This window comes from Aquimarina hainanensis, assembly GCF_042684685.1.
Taxonomy (GTDB): Bacteria; Bacteroidota; Bacteroidia; order Flavobacteriales; family Flavobacteriaceae; genus Aquimarina; species Aquimarina hainanensis.
The window spans coordinates 218,550-239,047 of the sequence record NZ_JBHULX010000004.1; the positions used below are offsets into that span (position 1 = coordinate 218,550).

Below are 20,498 nucleotides of genomic sequence, written 5' to 3' on the forward strand. Positions count from 1 at the left end.
CGTGATTCTCAAGAGACAACTATTCAATAAGGGATTCCCTTATTATGAGATAGTGTTTGTCTGTAAGTTAGTATAAAAAATTATAATTCATCAACATTTTTTAGATTATCTCCTGATGTTCTGTCAATGAGTTTATTATAAGGGTCAATGCCTGCTTTTACCGGTTTTTTATCAGTGATAATTGTAAAGGTGTTTTCTCCGGGAGACAGCCATTTTCTATTCAGATAATACGGGTTTTTAATAGGCACATCTTCTGCATCGGTGATATCCTCTCCAAAAAGACCAATCTCTATATAGTTGGTGTTTGTGTCTGTTTTTATTTCTTTACCACTATCGCTGTAGTATGTTTTTTTAGAATCGACGGTAAAGGTGGTTTCATAGGTGTCGTCTTCCAGCTTTTTAGTAGTCGCTTTAGTAACCCTGTTTTCGTATAAAACAATCTCTTTGAATCCGTCATCTACTGCATATTTTAGAGAGTCAGGTGTGATGTCTCTGATGGCGTGATAAAGATTTTCAGAGGTTGGGTATACCCCTTTTTCAAAATACTTGTATTCCATAAGAAAAGATTGCAGTGCCTGATTCATTTTTTCTTCTCCAATCAAGTCCTGTAATTCGTACATAATCATAGATCCTTTTCTATACCAGATATGTTGACCGATTTCTACATTGAGAAGAGATCGTTCGGGTTTAAGACTGAAACTTCGGCTTCTTAGGTAACTATCAAGAGAGTATTTGAGAAAATTTTTGATTCCGTGTTCTCCATATTCATGTTTCATTGTCATGAGCGAAGTATATTCTGCCAGTGTTTCTGAGATAATATTAGCTCCAGAGGTTTTACTGGGAGTAACAATATGCCCCCACCATTGATGTGCAACTTCATGAGTAGTTACCCGGAATGCATAATTAAAATCTTCTGCCTTGTCAAAATCAGCTACAAACCCAAAATCTTCTGAGTAAGGAATAGTAGTAGCAAAAGATTGTGCAAAAGTAGCATAGGCAGGAAACTCTACAATTCGAATCACAGAATTAGGATATTCATAAAAGTTTTTAGAACAGTAGTCCAGAGCTGCCTTGACTCCATTAATAAAATGCTTCAGATTTCTTTTGTGTTTTGGAGAGTGATAGATCTCAATAGCCACTTCTTTTCCTTTGGGGGATATCCAATTAGCCTTTTCGGTATCATAAGAAGCAGATACGACATTAAAGAATAAATCGGTAGGAGACTCTAACTGATATTGATAATACGCTCGTTCGTCTTTTGTCCATTGTTTTTTTAAAATTCCGGGAGCAATAGCAATCTGATCCTTAACCGTACTAATGGTTGCTTCGAAATTTAGATAATTAGCATCTTCATTAAACAAATTCTTTTTTAGAGCAGCAGAATCTGTTCTGGGAGGAAACAGATACTCTAGTTTTTCCAGTCCGTGTTTTCTTCTGATTCCATTGTCTACCAGGCTTCTTTCATAGTAGAATCTAGGGAAAATAGAACTGTTTATAAAGGAGCCATTGTATAGAATTTCTTTTTCCAGTTGATTAGCAAATCCTTTAGCTTCAGAGGAAACTTCTACCACTAAAGAAGCTCTGGTGCCAGGAAGTAGTGGTTTGGGTAATTTATATATGGAAACTCTATAAACACTATCTTGTATTGCAGGGGATAGTACCGTATTGTTATATGTTACTTTGGTCAGTTTGGTATTTGCCCCCGGATAGGTGATTTCCATAAACAGTGTATCAATGGGGGTAGGATAATTATTGGTGATTGTATATATCCCTTTTGCCGCAACACTTCTTTTTTTTGGGAAAAGATCAATAGTCACTTTTAAATCCGTAACCTGAGGATGTGCTTTATCCAGGTATTTTGAGTATTTTTTCTCAGCTTCTACCTGAACTAAATTATTGTATTCTTCTCCGTGAATCTTATTGAGAACTTTTAGGTTGTAATAGCAAAAACCTGTAATGGCAATAAAAGAAATTAATGCCAGACATAGACCTAAACCAGTTTGTATCGAAAACCGGTTTTTCGCTAGCGTTAAACGTTCTTTTCCGGAAGAAAAGAAACCACGAGTCCAAAACAACTTTCCTATGATGACTAACAATAAAGTTAGGGATAGCCAATATGCATTCATCCACATAGTGCCTTTTAAGTAATGACCAAAACCATTCAAGTCGCTGACAAAGCTGGGGGTGGTATTCCCAAATAGTAATAAAGGGTTGTTGCTTTTAAAACCAAGAGAAACCAACATTGGTAGTCCAATATAGATGGCAATGATGATAAAGTGACCTAAAAATTTATTGTTTACAATAACATGAATAAAAAATGCTAAAAAAAGTGTAATGAGATAGGCAGGGAGAACGGATGTGAAATAAAAGGTAAAATACATTCCCAGTTCATACTTGGTGTATCCTAAGAAAGTCTGATAGAGCAACCCTAATAAAATATTAGCAAAGACTAGTAAAACAGCAATACCTGATAGGGAAAGGATCTTGGAAAGATAAAGACTGGTGTTTTTGATAGGTAACGCATCATAAAAAACAAATGTTTTGTTTTTTCGGGTTCGGTGAACTGCTTCTCCTGCATAAATGATCAATATAACAATAGCTAATAAAGTGACACCTCCCGAAAGCTTTTCTACCATAAATCTGGTCAGGGGTAGATTTGGTGTTTCGTAGGTTTTATTGGATAAATAGGTAGTGAAAATTGCAATAATTCCCCCGATAATTAAAAGAATGCTGAAAATAGGATCTTTAACAATTGATAAAAACTCTATTTTGGTTAATGATACTAAGTTATTGATGTTTGTTTTCTTATCAAATTTTTGAGTAGGAATGAGTGTCCCGGAAGAGACAAAAGCATCCGTATCGGTTTTTTGCTTTTTGCTTTTGGATAACAGAAAGCTTTTGTAATTAAAGCGAAAAAGAGTGAGAAAAAACAAACCGAATGCAATGCCAAGCCAGATAAGTCTGTTTAGTAAAAACTTTCCGTATATCGGAAGTTGATTTGAATTAAGTTCATTGATGGACCAGTATTTTTTTACAAACCGAAAAGCTCTTCCGCCAAAAGGATCTAAGTATACGCTGAGCCATTGATTATCGAATGAATTCAGGATATTTCCAGAAATGCTGTAGAGAATGAATAGTAAGATCCCCCCGAGATAAATAATAGGCATCTTCTTGAAAAATGCCATCAGGCAAAAGAAAAGAGCCCCTACGAGTAAGGCATTTATTTGCAGAATAAAGAAGAAGGGCAATAGGTAAGAAGAAGGATGAAAAGACATAAAAGTACCGTAATCAGGTCTATCTAAAAAGATACTAATCCCAAAACCAATAAGTACTCCTAATGTGGTGCATATATTTAATAAGGATGCGATAGCAAAACTTCCTAGAAAACGACCTAATACATAGGATTTTTGAGAAATAGGGAAAGTGAAATAGGTCTGTGCAGTATGGTGTTCTTTATCCCGAAAAATAGGAACCCCCATGATAGCGGCATAAAAGAAAATAGAAAGGATCGATATAATAGTAATGATATCTATGATATTGTTAGGGCTGTTGGTGAATTCTGCGGTCACGGATTTTTGAAGCACAGCAGCCAGTATTCCCATACCAAGGCATAGTGTTACATAGATCCAGGTGACAGGCCTTCTCAGTCTATATTGCAGTTCGAATAAGAATATTTCTTTCATCAGTTTTTTATTTATAAAGCAGTTGGGTGCTTTTCACGAAATGTCATGTTTGATAGAAAAATAGATGTTTATACATCTGTTTTTTCTGAAATGATTACAGCGTTAGAGGTGCTTTTTTAGGGCGGGAGATACTATAAAAATAGAAATCTTCGAGGTCATTGGCTATCGGGAGAAACCCTTCACCTGGAGGAGTCTCACTAAAGATGTTGATATTTAATTTTCCAGCCCTTAGGTAATTGGTCAAAACATTATAATGGGCTTCATAATCAGCTAATGCTGATTTTTCAATGCTTTTAGAATAGACTTTTTGATTTAGTGTGTCAGAAAGTTCCTGAGGTTTTCCCTTTACTAAAATTTTCCCTTCATTAAAGACAGCCATCTCATGGCATAAGTTAATAACATCATCTACAATGTGCGTACTGAGAATTACCACAGCATTTTCTCCTAATTCGCTCAATAAATTATGAAAACGGTTTCTTTCCATCGGATCAAGCCCTGCAGTAGGTTCATCTACAATAATCAACTGAGGGTTTCCTATTATTGCCTGTGCAATCCCAAAACGTTGTCGCATCCCTCCGGAAAAATCCCCGAGGTTTCTGTTTCTGAATTTGTATAAGTTTACTTTATTAAGAAGTTCCAGTACATATTCTTTTCGTTCTTTGGTATTCGTAATTCCTTTTACTTTTGCAATATGAGTTAACATCATTTCTGCGGTTACTTTGGGGTATACCCCAAAATCCTGAGGGAGATATCCTAAAATTTTTCTGAGCTCCTCCGGTTGTTTAAAAACGTCAATGTCGTTAAAAGTTATAGCTCCGCTATCAGCTAATTGCAAGGTAGCAATCGTTTTCATTAAAGTAGATTTTCCTGCCCCATTAGGACCGAGAAGACCAAACATTCCTTTCTCTAAGGTGATACTCACATTATTTAATGCTTGTGTCCCGTTGGCATATGTCTTATTTAGGTTTTTAATCGTAAGCATACAATTCTTTTTATGAATCAATTTATGAATTGGACGCTATTTTTGATGTTATGTTACAGCAGGTGTTTTTCAGACTGTTAAAAGAGGAGAAAACTAAGGAGGAGAAATAGAGACGATAGGAGATATATTGGTATCTTTGCTAGATCAAAATATAGTAGGAATTCATGCAACAAATTCGAAGAAACAGAAGATTGAGAACGAACGAGGCGATTCGATCTTTAGTAAGAGAGCAACATATTACACCGAATGATTTTTTAGTTCCCCTTTTTGTCGTAGAAGGGAAAAATGTTAGAGAAGAAATTCCGTCTATGCCGAATTATTACAGGTATAGCTTAGATATTTTAGAAAAAGAAGTAAAAGAATTATGGGCGCTGGGGTTGAAAGCTGTATTGTTGTTTGTAAAAGTGCCGGATCATCTCAAAGATAACCAGGGGACAGAAGCTGTTAATCCTGATGGATTGATGCAACAAGCCATAAAAACCGTTAAAAATGCTACGCCCGATATGCTGGTTATGACAGATGTAGCATTGGATCCATACTCCTCTTACGGACATGATGGGATAGTTGAAGAAGGATATATAGTGAATGATAAGACATGCGGTGTTTTAGCAAAAATGGCATTGTCTCATGCGCAGGCAGGAGCAGATTTTGTCGCACCCAGTGATATGATGGACGGTAGAATTCTCGCAATGAGAACCTTGTTAGAAAAAGAAGGTTTTTTTAATACGGGAATTATGAGTTATAGTGCTAAGTATGCCTCCGCATTCTATGGTCCATTTAGAGATGCACTGGATTCTGCTCCCGGTTTTGGAGATAAGAAAACATATCAGATGGATTTTTCCAATAGAGAGGAGGCGATAAAAGAAACGTTGATGGATATTGATGAAGGAGCTGATATTGTAATGGTAAAACCAGGATTATGTTATCTGGATATTGTCAGAGATGTGAGAGATGTGGTTGATGTCCCTGTAGCGGTATATCAAGTTAGTGGTGAATATGCAATGATCAAAGCAGCTGCCGAAAAAGGATGGTTGGATCATGATGCTGTCATGATGGAACAATTGATAGCTATGAAGAGGGCAGGAGCATCTGTAATAGCGAGTTACTTTGCAAAAGATGCGGTAAAACTTATCGGATAATAAGCAAGAAGAAGCATTCTTAAGAAGTGACAGAAGGCAACTGCCTCAGGGCAAAGCCTGCAAAGTATTCAAAAGAAACTACTATAAAATTGTAAGACAGAAGTGTCAGAGCGTTTAAACCTACTTTAGTAAGTTAAATAAGGGATCGTTTTTATTCCTTTTTGTGTGCTTTAATAAGACTAAGAATTCATGGCAGAATTATTCAAAAACATATACAACCTCTCTTTTTTTAATAAGATAATTCCTTATGTAAAAAAAGTGGTCCCGTATTTTGAAGCTGAAGAGTTTATCCGAAAAATAGTTGATAAAGATTGGGAAAAGAAAGAGCTGAAGCAACGAATGCGTCATATAACAGAAGTGCTACATAGCTGTCTTAAAGGGACATTTTCTGATCAGGTTGCTGTAATTACAGATGTTATTGATATGCTGGAAAAAGAGGGGATTAGAGAAGAAAGTATAGAATTCATGTTTTTTCCAGATTTTATAGAAATGTATGGGATATCACAATATGAAATATCGATAAAAGCCATTGAAAGAATTACACAGTTTACCAGTTGTGAATTTGCAATTCGTCCGTTTATTATCAAATATCCCGAAAAGACGATTTCTCAGATGCTACTCTGGTCAACACATACACATCCTATGGTAAGGAGGTTAGCAACAGAAGGTTGCCGTCCCCGCTTGCCTTGGGCGATGGCATTACCAGAACTCAAAAAGAATCCAGCGCCAATTCTCGCTATTTTAGAACAATTAAAAACGGATGAATCAGCATCTGTACGGAGAAGTGTAGCCAATAACCTTAATGATATTTCCAAGGATAATCCCGAGATCGTTATTGATCTGGTTCAAAAGTGGAAAGGAATCTCTAAAGAGGTGGATTGGGTAGTGAAACATGCCTCCAGAACATTGTTGAAAGCAGGAAATACAAAGGTATTACAGTTATTTGGTTTTGGAGCGGTAGATATGATAACAATCAGTGATTTTACGATACACACGCCAACGGTGATTATCGGGGATGCACTCCGTTTTTCATTTTTAGTAAAGAATACCAGCTCCCATGCTATAAAAATCAGGGTAGAATACGGGCTTTACTATATGAAGGCGAATGGGCAACTGGCAAAAAAAGTGTTTAAGATCAGTGAAAAATCATATGCAGGAAACTCGGTAACTCCTATTAGTAGAAAACAATCCTTTAAGATCATTACTACGAGAAAATTCTATGTGGGAAAGCATAAGATTTCTTTGATTTTAAACGGAAAAGAACAAGAAGCACATGAGTTTTTGTTAGTAAAATAAAACCAATGATTGGAAATAAATAATTGACTTGGTTATGGTTTTCCGTAAAATTTAGAATCTTAATTCCTTTAGTTTCGAGAGTGATAAACTCTTAAAACTAAAAGGAAGCATTGAAAAAAATTAGTACAGTTGGAATCATCGGTCTTGGTGCAGTAGGTTGTGGCATCGGTTACTTTATTCAAAAATCAGGAAAACAAGTAATCGCTTTTAAGAATAAAAGCAAACAAGAAAGCGTAAATAAGTCAGGGATTTTTAGAGAAAACATAAAAATCCGAAACAGTGCAAAAAATATAAACGTACCTCCAAAAGATGTATTTAAACCAGAAATAACATATTCTTTAGATGATCTCATAAAGAAAGCAGACCTTATTTTGTATTGTGGGTTATTTCCTGAATATGATAATGTCTATCAATTAAACTATGAACAAAAAGAATATATAAAAGATAAAAAGATTCCTTTTTTGATTTTTCCGGGAGTGTTTGGGGCAAATTGGATGATGTCTTCTGATGATTTTTTTTCGGGGATAGTAGCTTATTCTCCTGTGTTCTCTACGAGAGAAAAAGAACAATACGGGAAAGAGGAGATCATCAATATAAAAGGGGTAAAAAGTGCTATACCATTAGCTTATGAAGATCAAAATCTTAGACGTATTCTGATACACTTTTTTAATGAGGTATGTGGATTTAATAAGGATACAGACACATTTGTAGATGGAGGGAGACCTCTATTCGCATCTTTAGGTTCTCCAATTGCAGCAATCAATGGAGCAGCCATATGTGATAATGGAGAGCAATTGTTAGCAGCAAAAGGAAATAAAATAAAAGTAGCGCTTTACGCCTTGCGTCACCAATATGCAATACTATTTGAAGAAGTGTTCAATGAACAGTTAAAAATTGGAATGGTGTTGGGGGCTGATAAAAAAATTCCAACTATTAAAGATTGGCTAAGGAATAGATTACAAAAAGTAAGAAATGGGACAATATCAGAAATGCTTTTCGAAATCTATAAAAATCAATATGTAACGATTTCTGAAAATGATAGAAGAATAAAAGAAACAGGAAGAACATTGCTCTTTTTCAAAACATTTGCAGAGGAAATAGGAGAAAGTGTCCCTGCTGTATGTCAGTTACTTGATGAGGTGAATTTGTTAAAAAAAAGACTAGGAAAATTACCATGCAACCCCAAACAGGAACAAGGTATTATTAAAGCTGCAAAGGAATATGCACGCTGGGCGCAAAGAAAAATGAGAAGTAAAGACAAGAGAAAAGAGGTGTTGTCTCCTTCTGTTTTTTGAGTATATTGTGCGACCTAGAAACTAATAAAAAAACGATGGATCACTCATTGAAATCGGAGCGAATTTTGACATTGCGAATAGACGCAAAAGATCTGTGGAAGGTGCTAACAGAATCAACATATACGAAACAATATATGCTTAATTGTGCTGTAACTTCCAATTGGGAAGCAGGAGATACGATTGTTTGGGAAGGAACCTATGAAGGGTATGAAGCTTTTCAAAAAGGTAAAGTAATCGAAATAATTCCTTATGAAAAGATAAAATATTCCACTTTTGATCCTAATTTCGGTCTGGAAGATATCCCGAAGAACTATATCCATGTGAGTTATCTGATATCTAGTGAAAATGATAAAACAATATTAAAAATTATCAACGAGACTTTTGATGGGAATTATGATCGGTTACACCATATCAATCAAGGATGGGAAATGGTCTCTGATAAGATAAAAAAGGTAGTGGAAACACTATAGGTTTTCTTTGTTGACGAGAGTGAGCATGAGGACTTTTTCTATGAATCGAAAACGTAAAACATACTTATATGTGCATGAAAACTGTATTGATTTGCTGGTTGATACCTGTATGGGTTTTTAGTCAAAAAGTGTCACTGGATGTATTTGAAAATTTAGTGAATAAAACATGGGTGGCCGAAGGAACCTGGGGAGATGGGAGTAACTTTAAACAGGAGTTAATCTTTTCATATGATTTGAATGGAACTATAATTACTGCAGATAGTTATGGTTTTGTAGATAAAGATCAAAAAGAATGGGGTAAACGTGCTCATGGAGTGCGACAGGTAGATGTAGCTTCAAATACCTTGGTTTTCTGGGAGTTTGATGTGTTTGGTAATATGACTACAGGGACAATGTATAGCAAGGGGAAAGATATCTATTACCAATATCGCTATGGTGAAGTGTTGCTTACGGATATGTGGAAGTATGTAAATGATGCTACTTACTCTTTTATTGTAGGGGAATTAATAGATGGAGAGTGGAAGAAAAAGTACTTGGAAACGACCTTTACGGTAAGTACGCAAGAAAAATAAAAACAGGGAGCATAGAAAACTCCCTGCGATCTTGATTTAAAAGAAATGTAGACGTAATTGCATTACGTTTAATAGCGAAATGAATATTTTGTAAATACTGGGAAATGATCCGATAAATCTTCACCGTTTTTCATAGGTCTCAATACCTTCATTTCAGGAGGTGTTACAGGAGATTTGTGTTCTGTACTATGTAAGATGTAATCTAAAGAATCATTGTAGTTCGGATAATTTTTAACAACGATTGTATTTTGATTCGAATAGGTCCCCATTTCTGTAGAAGGATTGAATGTGTAATTAATTTCAGCATGTAGAATATGCTTCATTTGAGCATAATCAGAGGGGTTTGTGTATTCGACATTCATATCCCCTGCATAGATAAGAGGTTCATTTTTTGAAATAGAAAAGCCAGTGATCCAGTTTTTTATTTCCCGAAGTTGACGCAGTCGTACGCTACTTCCGTTATAAGCATTATGATCCGCCTGAAGATGTGTTCCTACGATGTTGTATATGTAGTTGTCTTTTTTGATTTTTACAAAAGCAGCTCCTTTGTTTGCATAATAATCTGGAGTTCCATATCCCGAATGCTCGAAAACCAGCTGATGTTTTTCTAAAATAGGATATTTGCTGTATATGGTTACTCCTCCGTTGACAACAAACGGGCTGTTAGAGCAGTTGCCGCTGATTGAGTTCCAGTAGTTTCCCGCATAGCAAAATTGACCTACCAGACGGGTGTTATATGGATAATAACGTGATAGTTTATCTAGTAAATAGGTTTCTGCTTGTTGGTTAAAGCCTTCCTGAAAAACAATAACATCAATAGAATTGCGCATGCTTTTTAGGTATTCCAGTTGGGCAATGGCACGTTCTTTTTCTTTGTAATGACTAACCGAAGCAATACCAGGTAGATGAAAAATATTATAGCTCATTACGTGCAATGATTTTTGTATAAAAGGAACTTTAGAAGAACTCTCTTGTATCGTGTTTTGTAGCGTGGTATCATCATCTTTAGAACAGGAAACTAAAAATATAGAACAGAAAAATAAGGGGATAAGTACTCGAAATTTCATGGTTTGCGTTTTTTATTGTTTGTGAAACAAAAGTAGAAGGGAGATGCTATCTGCTGATTACTAAAAAGCTACTATTGTATTAAGAGTAGTGGTCGTATTTTAAATAAAAAATACTTGGTACGTAAATTCCCTCAGAATGAGATGTACGCAGCATTAAGAGGAGATCAGTACTGATTTTGAGACAAATTTTGGAATACTTAACCTCTGATATTTTTCATATAAGGATTGAGGTCAAAATAGATAGAATAGAGGTTTTTTGCAGATTAGATAAGGAACTTTGTGATAAAGTCTATATATTTAAGATCCAGCAATAAACAAAGAAACCAGATTCCTTTTATTGTTTCTCCATAGAAATCAAAGAGGACTAAGATATCGTTTTTATGAAGAGCTTTTTCTGATGGAAGGTTGAAAAAGTATACAAATGAAGACAATTAATGTTAGAGATGGGTGGCAAGGCAATTTTCTGTGGGAAATAAATTTTTGAGAACGATTAAAACCTATGAAAAAAGACGAGTTAACCGTAGAAGAATGGGGAATGTTATTTCCGGTGATAATAAGACCACATAAAAAAGAATGGAATACAAATTTCTTGCAAGAGAAGAAGTTGTTAGAAAAAATACTTCCAGATCATACAATCAAACGCATAGAGCATTGCGGAAGTACTTCTATAGATGGGGTTTGTTCTAAGGATGTCATTGATGTAATTATTGGAATCCCAGAGGAAAAGGTGTTTGATCCAGAAGTTATATCGCAAATGAAGAAATACGGGTATCGGTATTTTAAGCAAGAAAAAAGTCATCCTCATTATATGATTTTTGTAAAGGGATTTGAATGTGGAGAAGGAGCAGAACAGCGGTTTTTTATTCATATGACGACCTTGAGTCACGAAGAAATCTGGGAACGCATTTTTTTTAGAGATTATCTGAGAACACATCCTGATATAGCAGAAGAATATGGAAGGTTAAAAGTCGAATTGGCAACTAAATTTGCTACTGATAGGATTTCATATAGAAAAGCAAAAACAGCATTTGTAATGAAGATAACCCACAAAGCAAAAACAGCATCTAAATGGTAACTTTTGTTGAGACAATTGTACAAGGCGCTATATAGAAGAACATTTTAATTTCAAGGGGAAACCCCAGGGTGTTTCAATCTCGATTATCAAGTAAAAAAAGGATCAGGAGTTCTTAATCCTGAAAATACAGACCAAAATGCGTACCTTAGCAAAAACAATTTTTGGAACACATTTTATGACACTTTTACTAGTATACGGGCTACTATCTATTTTCTTTTCTTTTTTATGTTCAATCCTTGAGGCTGTTTTGCTAAGTGTGACCTCCACATTTATCAATGTAAAGAAAAAAGAAGGGAAATCGTATGCCACAAAATTAGAAGACCTGAAAAAAGACGTTGATAAACCGTTAATTGCTATATTGACAATCAATACACTAGCACATACAGTAGGAGCTATTTTGGTTGGAGTGGAAGCAAAGAAAGCTTTTGGAGATGAAGGAAATGGAGTCTTGATAGTGTCGGTTGTTATGACTATTTTGATTCTGGTATTATCAGAAATTATTCCCAAAACAATAGGAGCTACTTATTGGAAACAACTATCTGGATTTACAGCAACCGTATTGCAAATTTTTATAGTTGTACTACAATGGACCGGGATTTTATGGATTCTGAGATTGGCAACTAAGCTAGTTGGGAAAAAAGGGCATCATGGTTCTATTTTGAGTAGGGAAGATTTTTCTGCAATGGCGGATATTGCCAGAGAAGAAGGAGTGTTTGAAGATTCGGAGTCGACAGTGATTAAAAACTTGCTAACCTTTAAGGAAGTAATGACGAAAGATGTGATGACCCCCAGAACTGTGATGAAAATTGCATCAGAAGATACTACAGTAAAAGAATTCTTTGATAAAAACGCACAACTTAGGTTTTCCAGAATACCGATATATAAAGATGATTCGGATAATATTACAGGAGTTGTTCTGAAAGATGAAGTGTTTAGAGAGATGGCCAATAACAATGGGAATATCCGATTAACTGATATAAAAAGACCAATCTTATATACTCATAGAAATGTTCCAATTCCTGAATTGTTTAACACTTTTATAGAGAAAAAAAACCATATTGCTTTAGTTGTTGATGAATATGGATCCGTAAGTGGTCTGGTAACTATGGAAGATGTTATAGAAACCCTGTTAGGATTAGAAATTATTGATGAAAGTGATGCAGAAAAAGACATGCAGGATCTGGCAAGAAAAAACTGGGAAAAACGAGCAAAACAAATGGGGCTGATTAATGATAAACCAGATTCGTAATGCATTCAATTGTAATAGAAACCCCCTTAGGCAAAGCAATTATCTCTGGAGATGATATGGGAGTTTGCGAAATTACAGTTACTAAAGAGACAGATATAGAACAATCAGCAGCAATACCTTCGTGTCTTCAGGAAGCTGCAGATCAGTTAAGTGCTTATTTCGAAGGGAAACGAACAACATTTGACTTGGAATTAAATCCCAAAGGAACGGTATTTCAAAAAAAAGTCTGGAAAATGTTATTGGAGATCCCATATGGGAAAACCTGGAGCTATATGGATATGGCGAAGAAAATGGGAGATCCTAAAACAATTCGGGCAGTGGCTACTGCGAATGGAAAAAACCCATTGTGGATCGTTGTACCGTGTCATCGTGTTATAGGAAGTGATGGATCCCTTACAGGTTATGCAGGAGGTTTATGGCGAAAAAAATGGCTATTGGATCATGAAAATCCTGTGAAACAACAATCTTTATTCTAGGGTACAATCTCAGGGATTAAATTTATAAATTAGTAGAGCTGTTCTTATCAGTACATAAGGAGTGCGCCGTTAGCTAATAATAAGCTCATTTATAAATATAAAAGCATGAAATACATCAAACGATTTTTTAAAGGTCTTCTGTTACTTTTAGGGTTGATTATACTCCTATTGTATATTTTTGACTACGATTATATTTTAAAAGGAGTCAGGGTTGTGTATCTCAAAGGATATACCTCTGCTTATATAGATGATTATCCCAGTTTTGATAATAGAACAATAAAAAAAGGAGAGACAGTTATTGCCTGGAAACAACACCCGGGATATAATACAGCTACCGCTACGGATAAGCTAATTGCTACAAACGAAAAATACGGAACGGTTGCTTATCTCATCATAAAAGATGATCAAATCTGGTATGAGAAGTATGAAGAAGGGTATGGAGTAAGCTCGAAGACAAACTCTTTTTCAATGGCTAAGAGTATTGTGACATTACTGTTGGGAAAAGCTATAGCGGATGGATATGTCAAAGACCTAGAGCAGCCAATCGGAGATTTTTTACCAGAGTTTTCAGAAGGAATAGCAGCTAAAGTTACTGTAGGAGATTTATCATCCATGTCATCAGGATTGGACTGGACAGAGCATTATACAAGTCCTTTTTCTATTACTGCCAGAACCTATTACGATGATGATATTCGACCGATATTTAAAAACCTTAAGATAATAGAGGAGCCAGGAAAATCGTATAAATACCTTAGTGGTAATACTCAGTTATTAGCAATGGTACTGGAAAAAGCCACAGGGAGAAACTTGTCGGATTACCTGAGTGAATCGTTGTGGAAACCTTTAGGAATGCAGCAAGATGCATTGTGGCAATTGGATAGTGAAGAAAACGGAATGGAAAAAGCCTACTGTTGTATTTCTAGTAATGCCAGAGATTTTGCCAAGTTTGGGGTTTTGATGAATCATGAAGGAATGTTTAATGGTCGACAAATTATTCCAAAAGAGTTTGTAGATATAGCAACCAATCCCCGGTTTGGAAATGGAACTCCTTATGGGTATGGATACTGGTTATCGAACCATATGGGAAAAAAGATTTTTTTGATGAGAGGCATATTAGGACAATATGTAATTTCTATTCCCGAAGATAATTTGGTGATTGTCCGGTTAGGGCATAAACGAGGTGTTTTTGAAGGGGATAAGGATTTTACAGATGATTTTTATGTGTATGTTGAAGAAGCCTATAAAATGTTAGAAAATGCTTCACAAAATTAATCTCGAACATATATTATTTCTGGATATAGAAACAGTTCCTTTGCATGAAAGTTACCAGGACTTAAGTGAGGAGATGAAATACTTATGGGCTGATAAAACCAGATATCAGCGCAAAGAGGAATTCTCAGCAGAAGCATTTTATGAGAGGGCAGGTATTTGGGCAGAATTTGGAAAAATTATCTGTATTTCTGTTGGGTATTTCGTATTGCGTGGAGATAGTCGCTCTTTTAGAACGAAATCTTTTTTTGGTGATGAAAAAGAACTTTTGATAGCATTTAAGCATTTATTAGAAGCCTATTATTCGCGCCCTCATCATTTGTTGTGTGCTCATAATGGAAAAGAGTTTGATTTTCCATATATCGCCAGAAGGATGATTATTCACGGAATATCGCTCCCTGAGAAACTGAATCTATTTGGTAAAAAGCCATGGGAGGTAGCACATTTGGATACATTAGATCTTTGGAAATTTGGAGATTATAAACATTATACTTCCCTAAAGCTAATGACGGCTATTCTGGGAATTCCTTCTCCAAAAGATGATATTGATGGCAGTCAGGTTCGAGAAGTTTATTACGAAGAGAAAGATATTGATCGGATCATTCTGTATTGTGAAAAGGATACGGTAGCAGTTGCGCAGATTCTCTTGCGCTTGCGACAAGAAGAATTACTGGATGAGGAAGAGATAATTTCTGTATAAATGAATAAAAGCCCTGAGAAATAATCTCAGGGCTTTTTGAAAAATCAATAAATTAATAGGTTTATTAGCTTATTGTTTCACAAAGCGTTTTAAAAATTCATGTTCATTTGTAGTTACTTTTAGTAAATACGTTCCGGGTTTTAATCGGTCTACGGTAATGTGTGTCTTTAATAGGCCTGTTCCTACTGTTTTTCCATGTAGATCTATCAGCTGATAAGAAGCATTTTCAGCAGGACTTTTTAGTGAGACAGTAAGGGTACCGTTGGTTACAGGGTTGTTTTTTATCATTAATTCATTATTAGCAGGAGGTGTTTTTGCAGAAATAATGTTTAAAAATGTTGCCCCATTTGTACTGGAAGTACAAGATCCCAGGTTTTTCCATCCAGATGTTGTTCTTTCAGAAACTGTATTTTCAAACAATGCTCTTTCTCCTACTTTGTAAATCTTTTGACTATCCCAGGGAGCAATACCACTACAGGTATAGCTGGTTTTTGCTCTGTTATTTCCTGATAAGGATAAGGCAATATTATCAATCGCAATATCTGCATTTTCAGAAGCCCCGACAGCTCTGTTAAAACGAAGTTTTACAGTTCTTCCTAAGAAAGGAGATAAGCTAACTGTGGTGTTGTACCAGCCGTCACCTTTGTTTCCAGTTAGATGCCATAAGCTGATCCAGTTTGCTTCTCCTTCTGCACTTGCTTCTAAAGATAAATTCCCCATATCACCATCTCCATACATATGATAGCTGAAAGAGAATACAGGGTCAGGTCCTGAGCTTAGGTTAAAACAAGGAGATGTTAGAATCGCCTGTTTATTGGAGTTTACAACTCCGTTTTCAGAAGCTTTTACATAGAGATAGTAGGTGCCTTCCTGTGGATAAGAAGGTCCGGTTCCAGCGGTAGGAGTTCTCCCGTTTTGAATTGTCCAGTCTAAGTGATCATTTGAGGATTGTACCCAGGCTCCCAATGTGTTTTCATATCCTTCATGGTATGGGTAAACAGAGATCGTACTGCTACATCCTTCTATAGATCCGTCTGTAGTTGTAACAGTTAAAGAGTTTCCATATTCCGATGCATTGCCATCAATATCAAACGCTTTAATTTTAAAGTTATAAGAAGTTGATGGGTTTAATTGAGAAATAGTAGCGCTTCTCTTATTAGTAGTGGTTATTAGAATTCCATCCTGATATAATTTATACCCGGCAACCTCTGTATTATCGACAGAAGCATCCCATACCAGGTTAACATTGGTTTTGTTGATCTGCTTCGCAGAAAAGTTTGTAGGGGCAGATGGATTTTCTCCTTGATTAGAGCTAGATAATGGGACTTTCCACACACCACGCCCATAGGTTGCTGCTATTAATACATTGTCTTGTAAATTTATTTCCAGATCGCGTATCGAAGCATTTGGAAGATTGTTTGAGTAATTAATCCATTCTCCGTTTCCATTCTTTAAGTATACTCCAAGATAAGTCCCTAAATAAATAATATCAGAGCCTTTTTGATGTTTGACAACAAACTTAGATTCATGAGGGAGGTTTCCAGTGATGTTTTCGAAATCTACTCCTTGGTTTACAGATTTATATACCCCTCCGCTATAAGTTACTCCTGTAGTTACATATAGCGTATTACCGTTGTCATTGTTTACTTCTATAGAAGTAATAGGCTCTCTAAAAGTATGTATTTTTGTCCAGTTGATTCCTTTATCGGTACTTTTGTGTAGATTGTAATCATGAGCTACATAAATGGTACTGTTATTATGTGGGTCTATTTCTATATGATCAATGTTTCCGGTAAAATTAAAAGTGGATATTTTTGTAAATGCATTTCCTTCTAGTTTATAGAAGCCTTTGTATCCTGCATAAATTACCCCATCAGTATCCATTGCTAATGGAGTCACCCAATTTCCTGTAGAGGGACCACTTGCTACATATTTGTTAGAAAGACCTCTGTCTTCTGTTTTGTATAAGTAGCGACCGTATTGAATAAATCCATAGTAGACATTGGGATTTCTGGTATCGACTACACAATCCATTCCATCGGCTCCGTGATATACATTCCATTGAGTACCTCTTAGTCCGAATCCTCCATTATCTTGTAATCCTCCCACAAGCCTGTCTGAGCTTGAATTTTGAGCTACAGAAATTTTGTAAAACTGACCTATTTGTAGCCCTTTTGTGTAACTGGTGAATGTTGCACCATCATTATTAGAAAGGTAAAAACCTCCATCACTACCACAGTATAATTCCCCATTGAAGTATCTTAGATAATGGATATCTGCATGAGTATAGGTTACTTGTTTAGGAGAAGCCCAATAGTTAATCCTATTAAAAGTATCCCCTCCGTTAGTAGACTTCCAGATGTTGAGGCATCCGACGAAAACAACATTCGGGTTCGTATCTGAAACAGAAAGTGCTAAATCGTACCATGATTGGGTGTTTTCAAAGATGTTTTTTGTTTCTCTTGTTTTTGTAAAAGTTGTTCCGCTATCCGTAGAACGGTATAGCCCTTGAAAAACATAACTGTAATCCGAACTGACTAGGTATACATAATTAGGATCAGCAGGCGTTACATCAATTACTAAACGACTGGATTGAGTAGGTAAACCAGCGGTGATTTGTGTAAAGTTATTTCCTCCATCTGTTGATTTATAAAAAGCACTGGTAGAAGCAGCATATATTACAGATGCATCCCCTGGTTTTAATTTAATGTCTTTTATATTTCCGTTTAATGTTTTTCTCCATGAAACTCCGGCATCTGTAGTTTTATATACTCCTGAATTGGTGGCTATCCATAGGACATTAGAATTCGAAGGATCGATATATATATCATTACTGGAAGGGCTTCCGGAAGAGAATACCAGACCTGTCCTAGCCCAGGTAGCTCCGCCATCGGTAGATTTTAACACTCCAATACTATAAGAATCTCGGTTGTCATCGTCTCCTGTGGAGATATAAATAATATCAGAGTTATTAGGGTCAATGGCAATTCCAGATACTCCTATCTGTGGAATTTTATCTGTTAGCGGAATCCAGTTAGCTCCTCTATCGGTAGATTTCCAAAGACCTCCTGCAGGAGCACCTACATATAGGATGTTTGGGTTGTTAGGGTCTGGCATTGCGACATTAACCCGACCTTGTCCAGGCGACCAGGAAACACTCTGGTTATGATCAAAAGGACCCATTGGTGCCCAGAAAGTATTACTGCTGTTTTTCTCGATACTTAATTTTTCCTTCTTTTCCCAGGCATTCCAGAGAATATCACTCGATGGAATTGTCCCATCTGGAAGTACGGAGTATTTCCAATATTCCTGCCACCTCATGTAGGGTTTGTATCCACTTCCTTTTACGGTGTGATCTTTGTCTTTCCAATATTCCTGAAAAGCAGCGGTTATTTCTTCCAGAGTAGGAGTGTGTTGTTGAGAATTAACGGAACGCTCTTTTTGCTGTAAGGTTTCCATCCACGGAGCACCTGATACATATTGCCCCTGGATAAATGAACAACTTAAGCCGAAAACGGCCAATAGTAGTTTTTTCATCGTAATGATTTTAAAGGTTTAATAGTTTATTTAGTTGTAATTTCCTTGATAGTAGGGTATAGGAATCCTGAAGAAAAAATGTATTCGAAATTCGGAAAAGAGTACAGGCTCCCTTCAATCAATATTCAATGTTTTTGAATATTGATGACAAAAGAATACAGTTTTACTTCTGGGAACTATTTGAAATAAATAGTGGCAGTTAAGTAATTACATTATAAATAATACGAATGGAAGTATATTGATTACGATATACCAGTTTTGGGTTTGTTTTTTCTTTCTTGCATAGGTTTCGGTGTGAGTAAAAATGATTAGGTTTAATTAGAGGTATTAATTTTCGGGAGTTTGAAAAGAAGTTGGCTTTTCCGAAAAATAACAAGGAAAGAGTATGTTAGTTAGTGTATCTTTTTTTGATGATTATTAATTAGGTTTTGCATTTCAAATTTCCGAAAAAAAAGATGGTTAGAATTGTTTTTTCGACCAAAAACAATGAATATATGACAAACTACCTAGTTGATATGACAAAGTAAAATATATATTTTTACATGTAAAATCCCTGTGATCTATTTTAGAAATCACAGGGATTTTAAATAATAAATGTGCCCTAATATTTATTATTTAATAAAGCGTTGTGTATGTTCTTTTTTATCTGAAAGGACTTTAAGAATATAGACTCCTTTTGGAATTCCTGTAACATTGATATCAGTAGAGAAGTCTCCTTCTCTAATAATTTTTCCTTGAATATCAATGATAGAGTATGTGGCATCCTTAGAAGGAATAAATAGAGTGTGTAAAATATTTCCTTTTATCGGATTAGGTTCTATGACCAATTTGTTGATTACCGGAGGATATTCTACATTTAGAGAAGCTGTCTTTTGGTCTCTCGTAAAAGTTGTGCCACAAGCACCTAATCTTTTCCAACCACTTCCTGTAGCAATTCTTTCAAACAGATAACCACGGTAAGTAACCTTATCACCTACCTGATATGTTTGACCAGATCTCCACTCTTCAATACCATCACAGATATCTCCAGTTGTTCCTGCGCTTTTTAAAGCAAAATTATCAATAGCAATATCTGCTTTCCAGGTAGCTCCTGTTAGTCTGTTAAAACGAAGTTGTACCGTTCCTCCTGAGTATGCAGACAGATCAATACTGGCAGATAGCCAATTGTTTCCTTTGTTACCAGTTTGGCTCCATAGGCTTACCCAGTTTGCACCGTTATCTTTACTTGCTTCCAGAGCGATGCTTCCCATGTCATTATCTCCATACATATGGTAGTTGAAGCTTACAGTTGCCTGAGTCAAATTTGTCAGGTCGAAACAAGGAGAAGTAAGAATAGCTCTTTTGTTAGGATGACCAGTACCGGTTACAGATGCTTCTACATAGATGTAATAACTTCCCTGATGTGCACTGGAAGGACCAGTTCCATTTGATGGTGTTTGTCCGGTTCTTGTTGACCAGTCAATATTGTCATTATTGCTTTGCTTCCATGAACCAAAGGAGTTTTCGAATCCCTGGTTATAAGGGAATGTCTGTACTGCTGCAGTACATTGGTCTCCACCGGTACCACTTGTTGTAGCAGATACCGCATCACTCAGAGCGGATTGATTTCCTGCTGCATCTTTAGCTCTAACTCTGAATTGATAACTGGTATTTGGAGTTAACCCTGTAATAGTAGCAGAATTTCCTGA

General features: G+C 35.9%; 15 protein-coding genes. 10 read left to right on the forward strand and 5 right to left on the reverse strand.

The features are described 5' to 3' along the window. Positions 1 to 80: 80 nt before the first annotated feature. Together ACFSTE_RS06410 and ACFSTE_RS06415 are read right to left on the reverse strand one after the other, a co-directional pair. On the reverse strand, positions 81 to 3,683 hold the full coding sequence (locus ACFSTE_RS06410) for an ABC transporter permease/M1 family aminopeptidase (protein WP_378257546.1): 3,603 nt from the start codon (positions 3,681 to 3,683) through the stop codon (positions 81 to 83). 94 nt (positions 3,684 to 3,777) lie between these two features. Beyond that, on the reverse strand, positions 3,778 to 4,665 hold the full coding sequence (locus tag ACFSTE_RS06415) for an ABC transporter ATP-binding protein (protein ID WP_176028338.1): 888 nt from the start codon (positions 4,663 to 4,665) through the stop codon (positions 3,778 to 3,780). 164 nt (positions 4,666 to 4,829) lie between these two features. Here ACFSTE_RS06415 and hemB point away from each other — a divergent pair, with 164 nt between their 5' ends. The 5 genes from hemB (at position 4,830) to ACFSTE_RS06440 (ending at position 9,437) form a co-directional block, all read left to right on the forward strand. Continuing rightward, a complete protein-coding gene (hemB, locus tag ACFSTE_RS06420) occupies positions 4,830 to 5,804 on the forward strand; it encodes a porphobilinogen synthase (protein ID WP_176028339.1) in 975 nt (324 codons plus the stop codon). A gap of 189 nt (positions 5,805 to 5,993) precedes the next feature. Further along, positions 5,994 to 7,100, forward strand: a complete 1,107-nt coding sequence (locus ACFSTE_RS06425; protein ID WP_378257544.1) for a DNA alkylation repair protein — start codon at positions 5,994 to 5,996, stop codon at positions 7,098 to 7,100. A 110-nt stretch (positions 7,101 to 7,210) separates the two neighbouring features. After that, on the forward strand, positions 7,211 to 8,395 hold the full coding sequence (locus ACFSTE_RS06430; RefSeq protein WP_378257542.1) for a 2-dehydropantoate 2-reductase N-terminal domain-containing protein: 1,185 nt from the start codon (positions 7,211 to 7,213) through the stop codon (positions 8,393 to 8,395). Between the two features lie 35 nt (positions 8,396 to 8,430). Continuing rightward, the gene (locus ACFSTE_RS06435) at positions 8,431 to 8,865 is read left to right on the forward strand and encodes an SRPBCC domain-containing protein (RefSeq protein WP_378257540.1); all 435 of its coding nucleotides are present in this window, start codon (positions 8,431 to 8,433) and stop codon (positions 8,863 to 8,865) included. Between the two features lie 74 nt (positions 8,866 to 8,939). Then, positions 8,940 to 9,437 carry a hypothetical protein gene (locus ACFSTE_RS06440; protein WP_176028343.1) on the forward strand — a complete coding sequence of 166 codons (498 nt, stop codon included), beginning with the start codon at positions 8,940 to 8,942 and terminating at the stop codon, positions 9,435 to 9,437. Positions 9,438 to 9,505: 68 nt separating this feature from the next. On the opposite strand, the gene ACFSTE_RS06445 is transcribed toward ACFSTE_RS06440, so the two are convergent. Beyond that, positions 9,506 to 10,504: a sphingomyelin phosphodiesterase gene (locus ACFSTE_RS06445; RefSeq protein WP_378257538.1), complete on the reverse strand. Its 999-nt coding sequence runs from the start codon at positions 10,502 to 10,504 to the stop codon at positions 9,506 to 9,508. Positions 10,505 to 11,003: 499 nt separating this feature from the next. Between ACFSTE_RS06445 and ACFSTE_RS06450 the strand changes: the two genes are divergently transcribed. The 5 genes from ACFSTE_RS06450 (at position 11,004) to ACFSTE_RS06470 (ending at position 15,273) form a co-directional block, all read left to right on the forward strand. Next, positions 11,004 to 11,579 carry a GrpB family protein gene (locus ACFSTE_RS06450; protein WP_176028345.1) on the forward strand — a complete coding sequence of 192 codons (576 nt, stop codon included), beginning with the start codon at positions 11,004 to 11,006 and terminating at the stop codon, positions 11,577 to 11,579. A 175-nt stretch (positions 11,580 to 11,754) separates the two neighbouring features. Then, positions 11,755 to 12,828, forward strand: a complete 1,074-nt coding sequence (locus ACFSTE_RS06455; RefSeq protein WP_176031061.1) for a hemolysin family protein — start codon at positions 11,755 to 11,757, stop codon at positions 12,826 to 12,828. Continuing rightward, entirely contained in the window at positions 12,828 to 13,304 is a 477-nt protein-coding gene (locus ACFSTE_RS06460; protein ID WP_176028346.1) for a methylated-DNA--[protein]-cysteine S-methyltransferase, read from the forward strand. The genes ACFSTE_RS06455 and ACFSTE_RS06460 overlap by 1 nt, the downstream gene beginning before the upstream one ends. 105 nt (positions 13,305 to 13,409) lie before the next feature. Further along, positions 13,410 to 14,576 carry a serine hydrolase domain-containing protein gene (locus ACFSTE_RS06465; RefSeq protein ID WP_378257535.1) on the forward strand — a complete coding sequence of 389 codons (1,167 nt, stop codon included), beginning with the start codon at positions 13,410 to 13,412 and terminating at the stop codon, positions 14,574 to 14,576. After that, a complete protein-coding gene (locus tag ACFSTE_RS06470; RefSeq protein ID WP_378257534.1) occupies positions 14,560 to 15,273 on the forward strand; it encodes a 3'-5' exonuclease in 714 nt (237 codons plus the stop codon). The genes ACFSTE_RS06465 and ACFSTE_RS06470 overlap by 17 nt, the downstream gene beginning before the upstream one ends. Positions 15,274 to 15,342: 69 nt before the next feature. Here the strand turns inward: ACFSTE_RS06470 and ACFSTE_RS06475 are convergent, their stop codons facing one another. Together ACFSTE_RS06475 and ACFSTE_RS06480 are read right to left on the reverse strand one after the other, a co-directional pair. Next, entirely contained in the window at positions 15,343 to 18,810 is a 3,468-nt protein-coding gene (locus tag ACFSTE_RS06475; RefSeq protein WP_378257533.1) for a fibronectin type III domain-containing protein, read from the reverse strand. Between the two features lie 611 nt (positions 18,811 to 19,421). Next, the coding region (locus ACFSTE_RS06480; RefSeq protein ID WP_378298038.1) for a T9SS type A sorting domain-containing protein at positions 19,422 to 20,498 on the reverse strand (1,077 nt) is incomplete at its 5' end.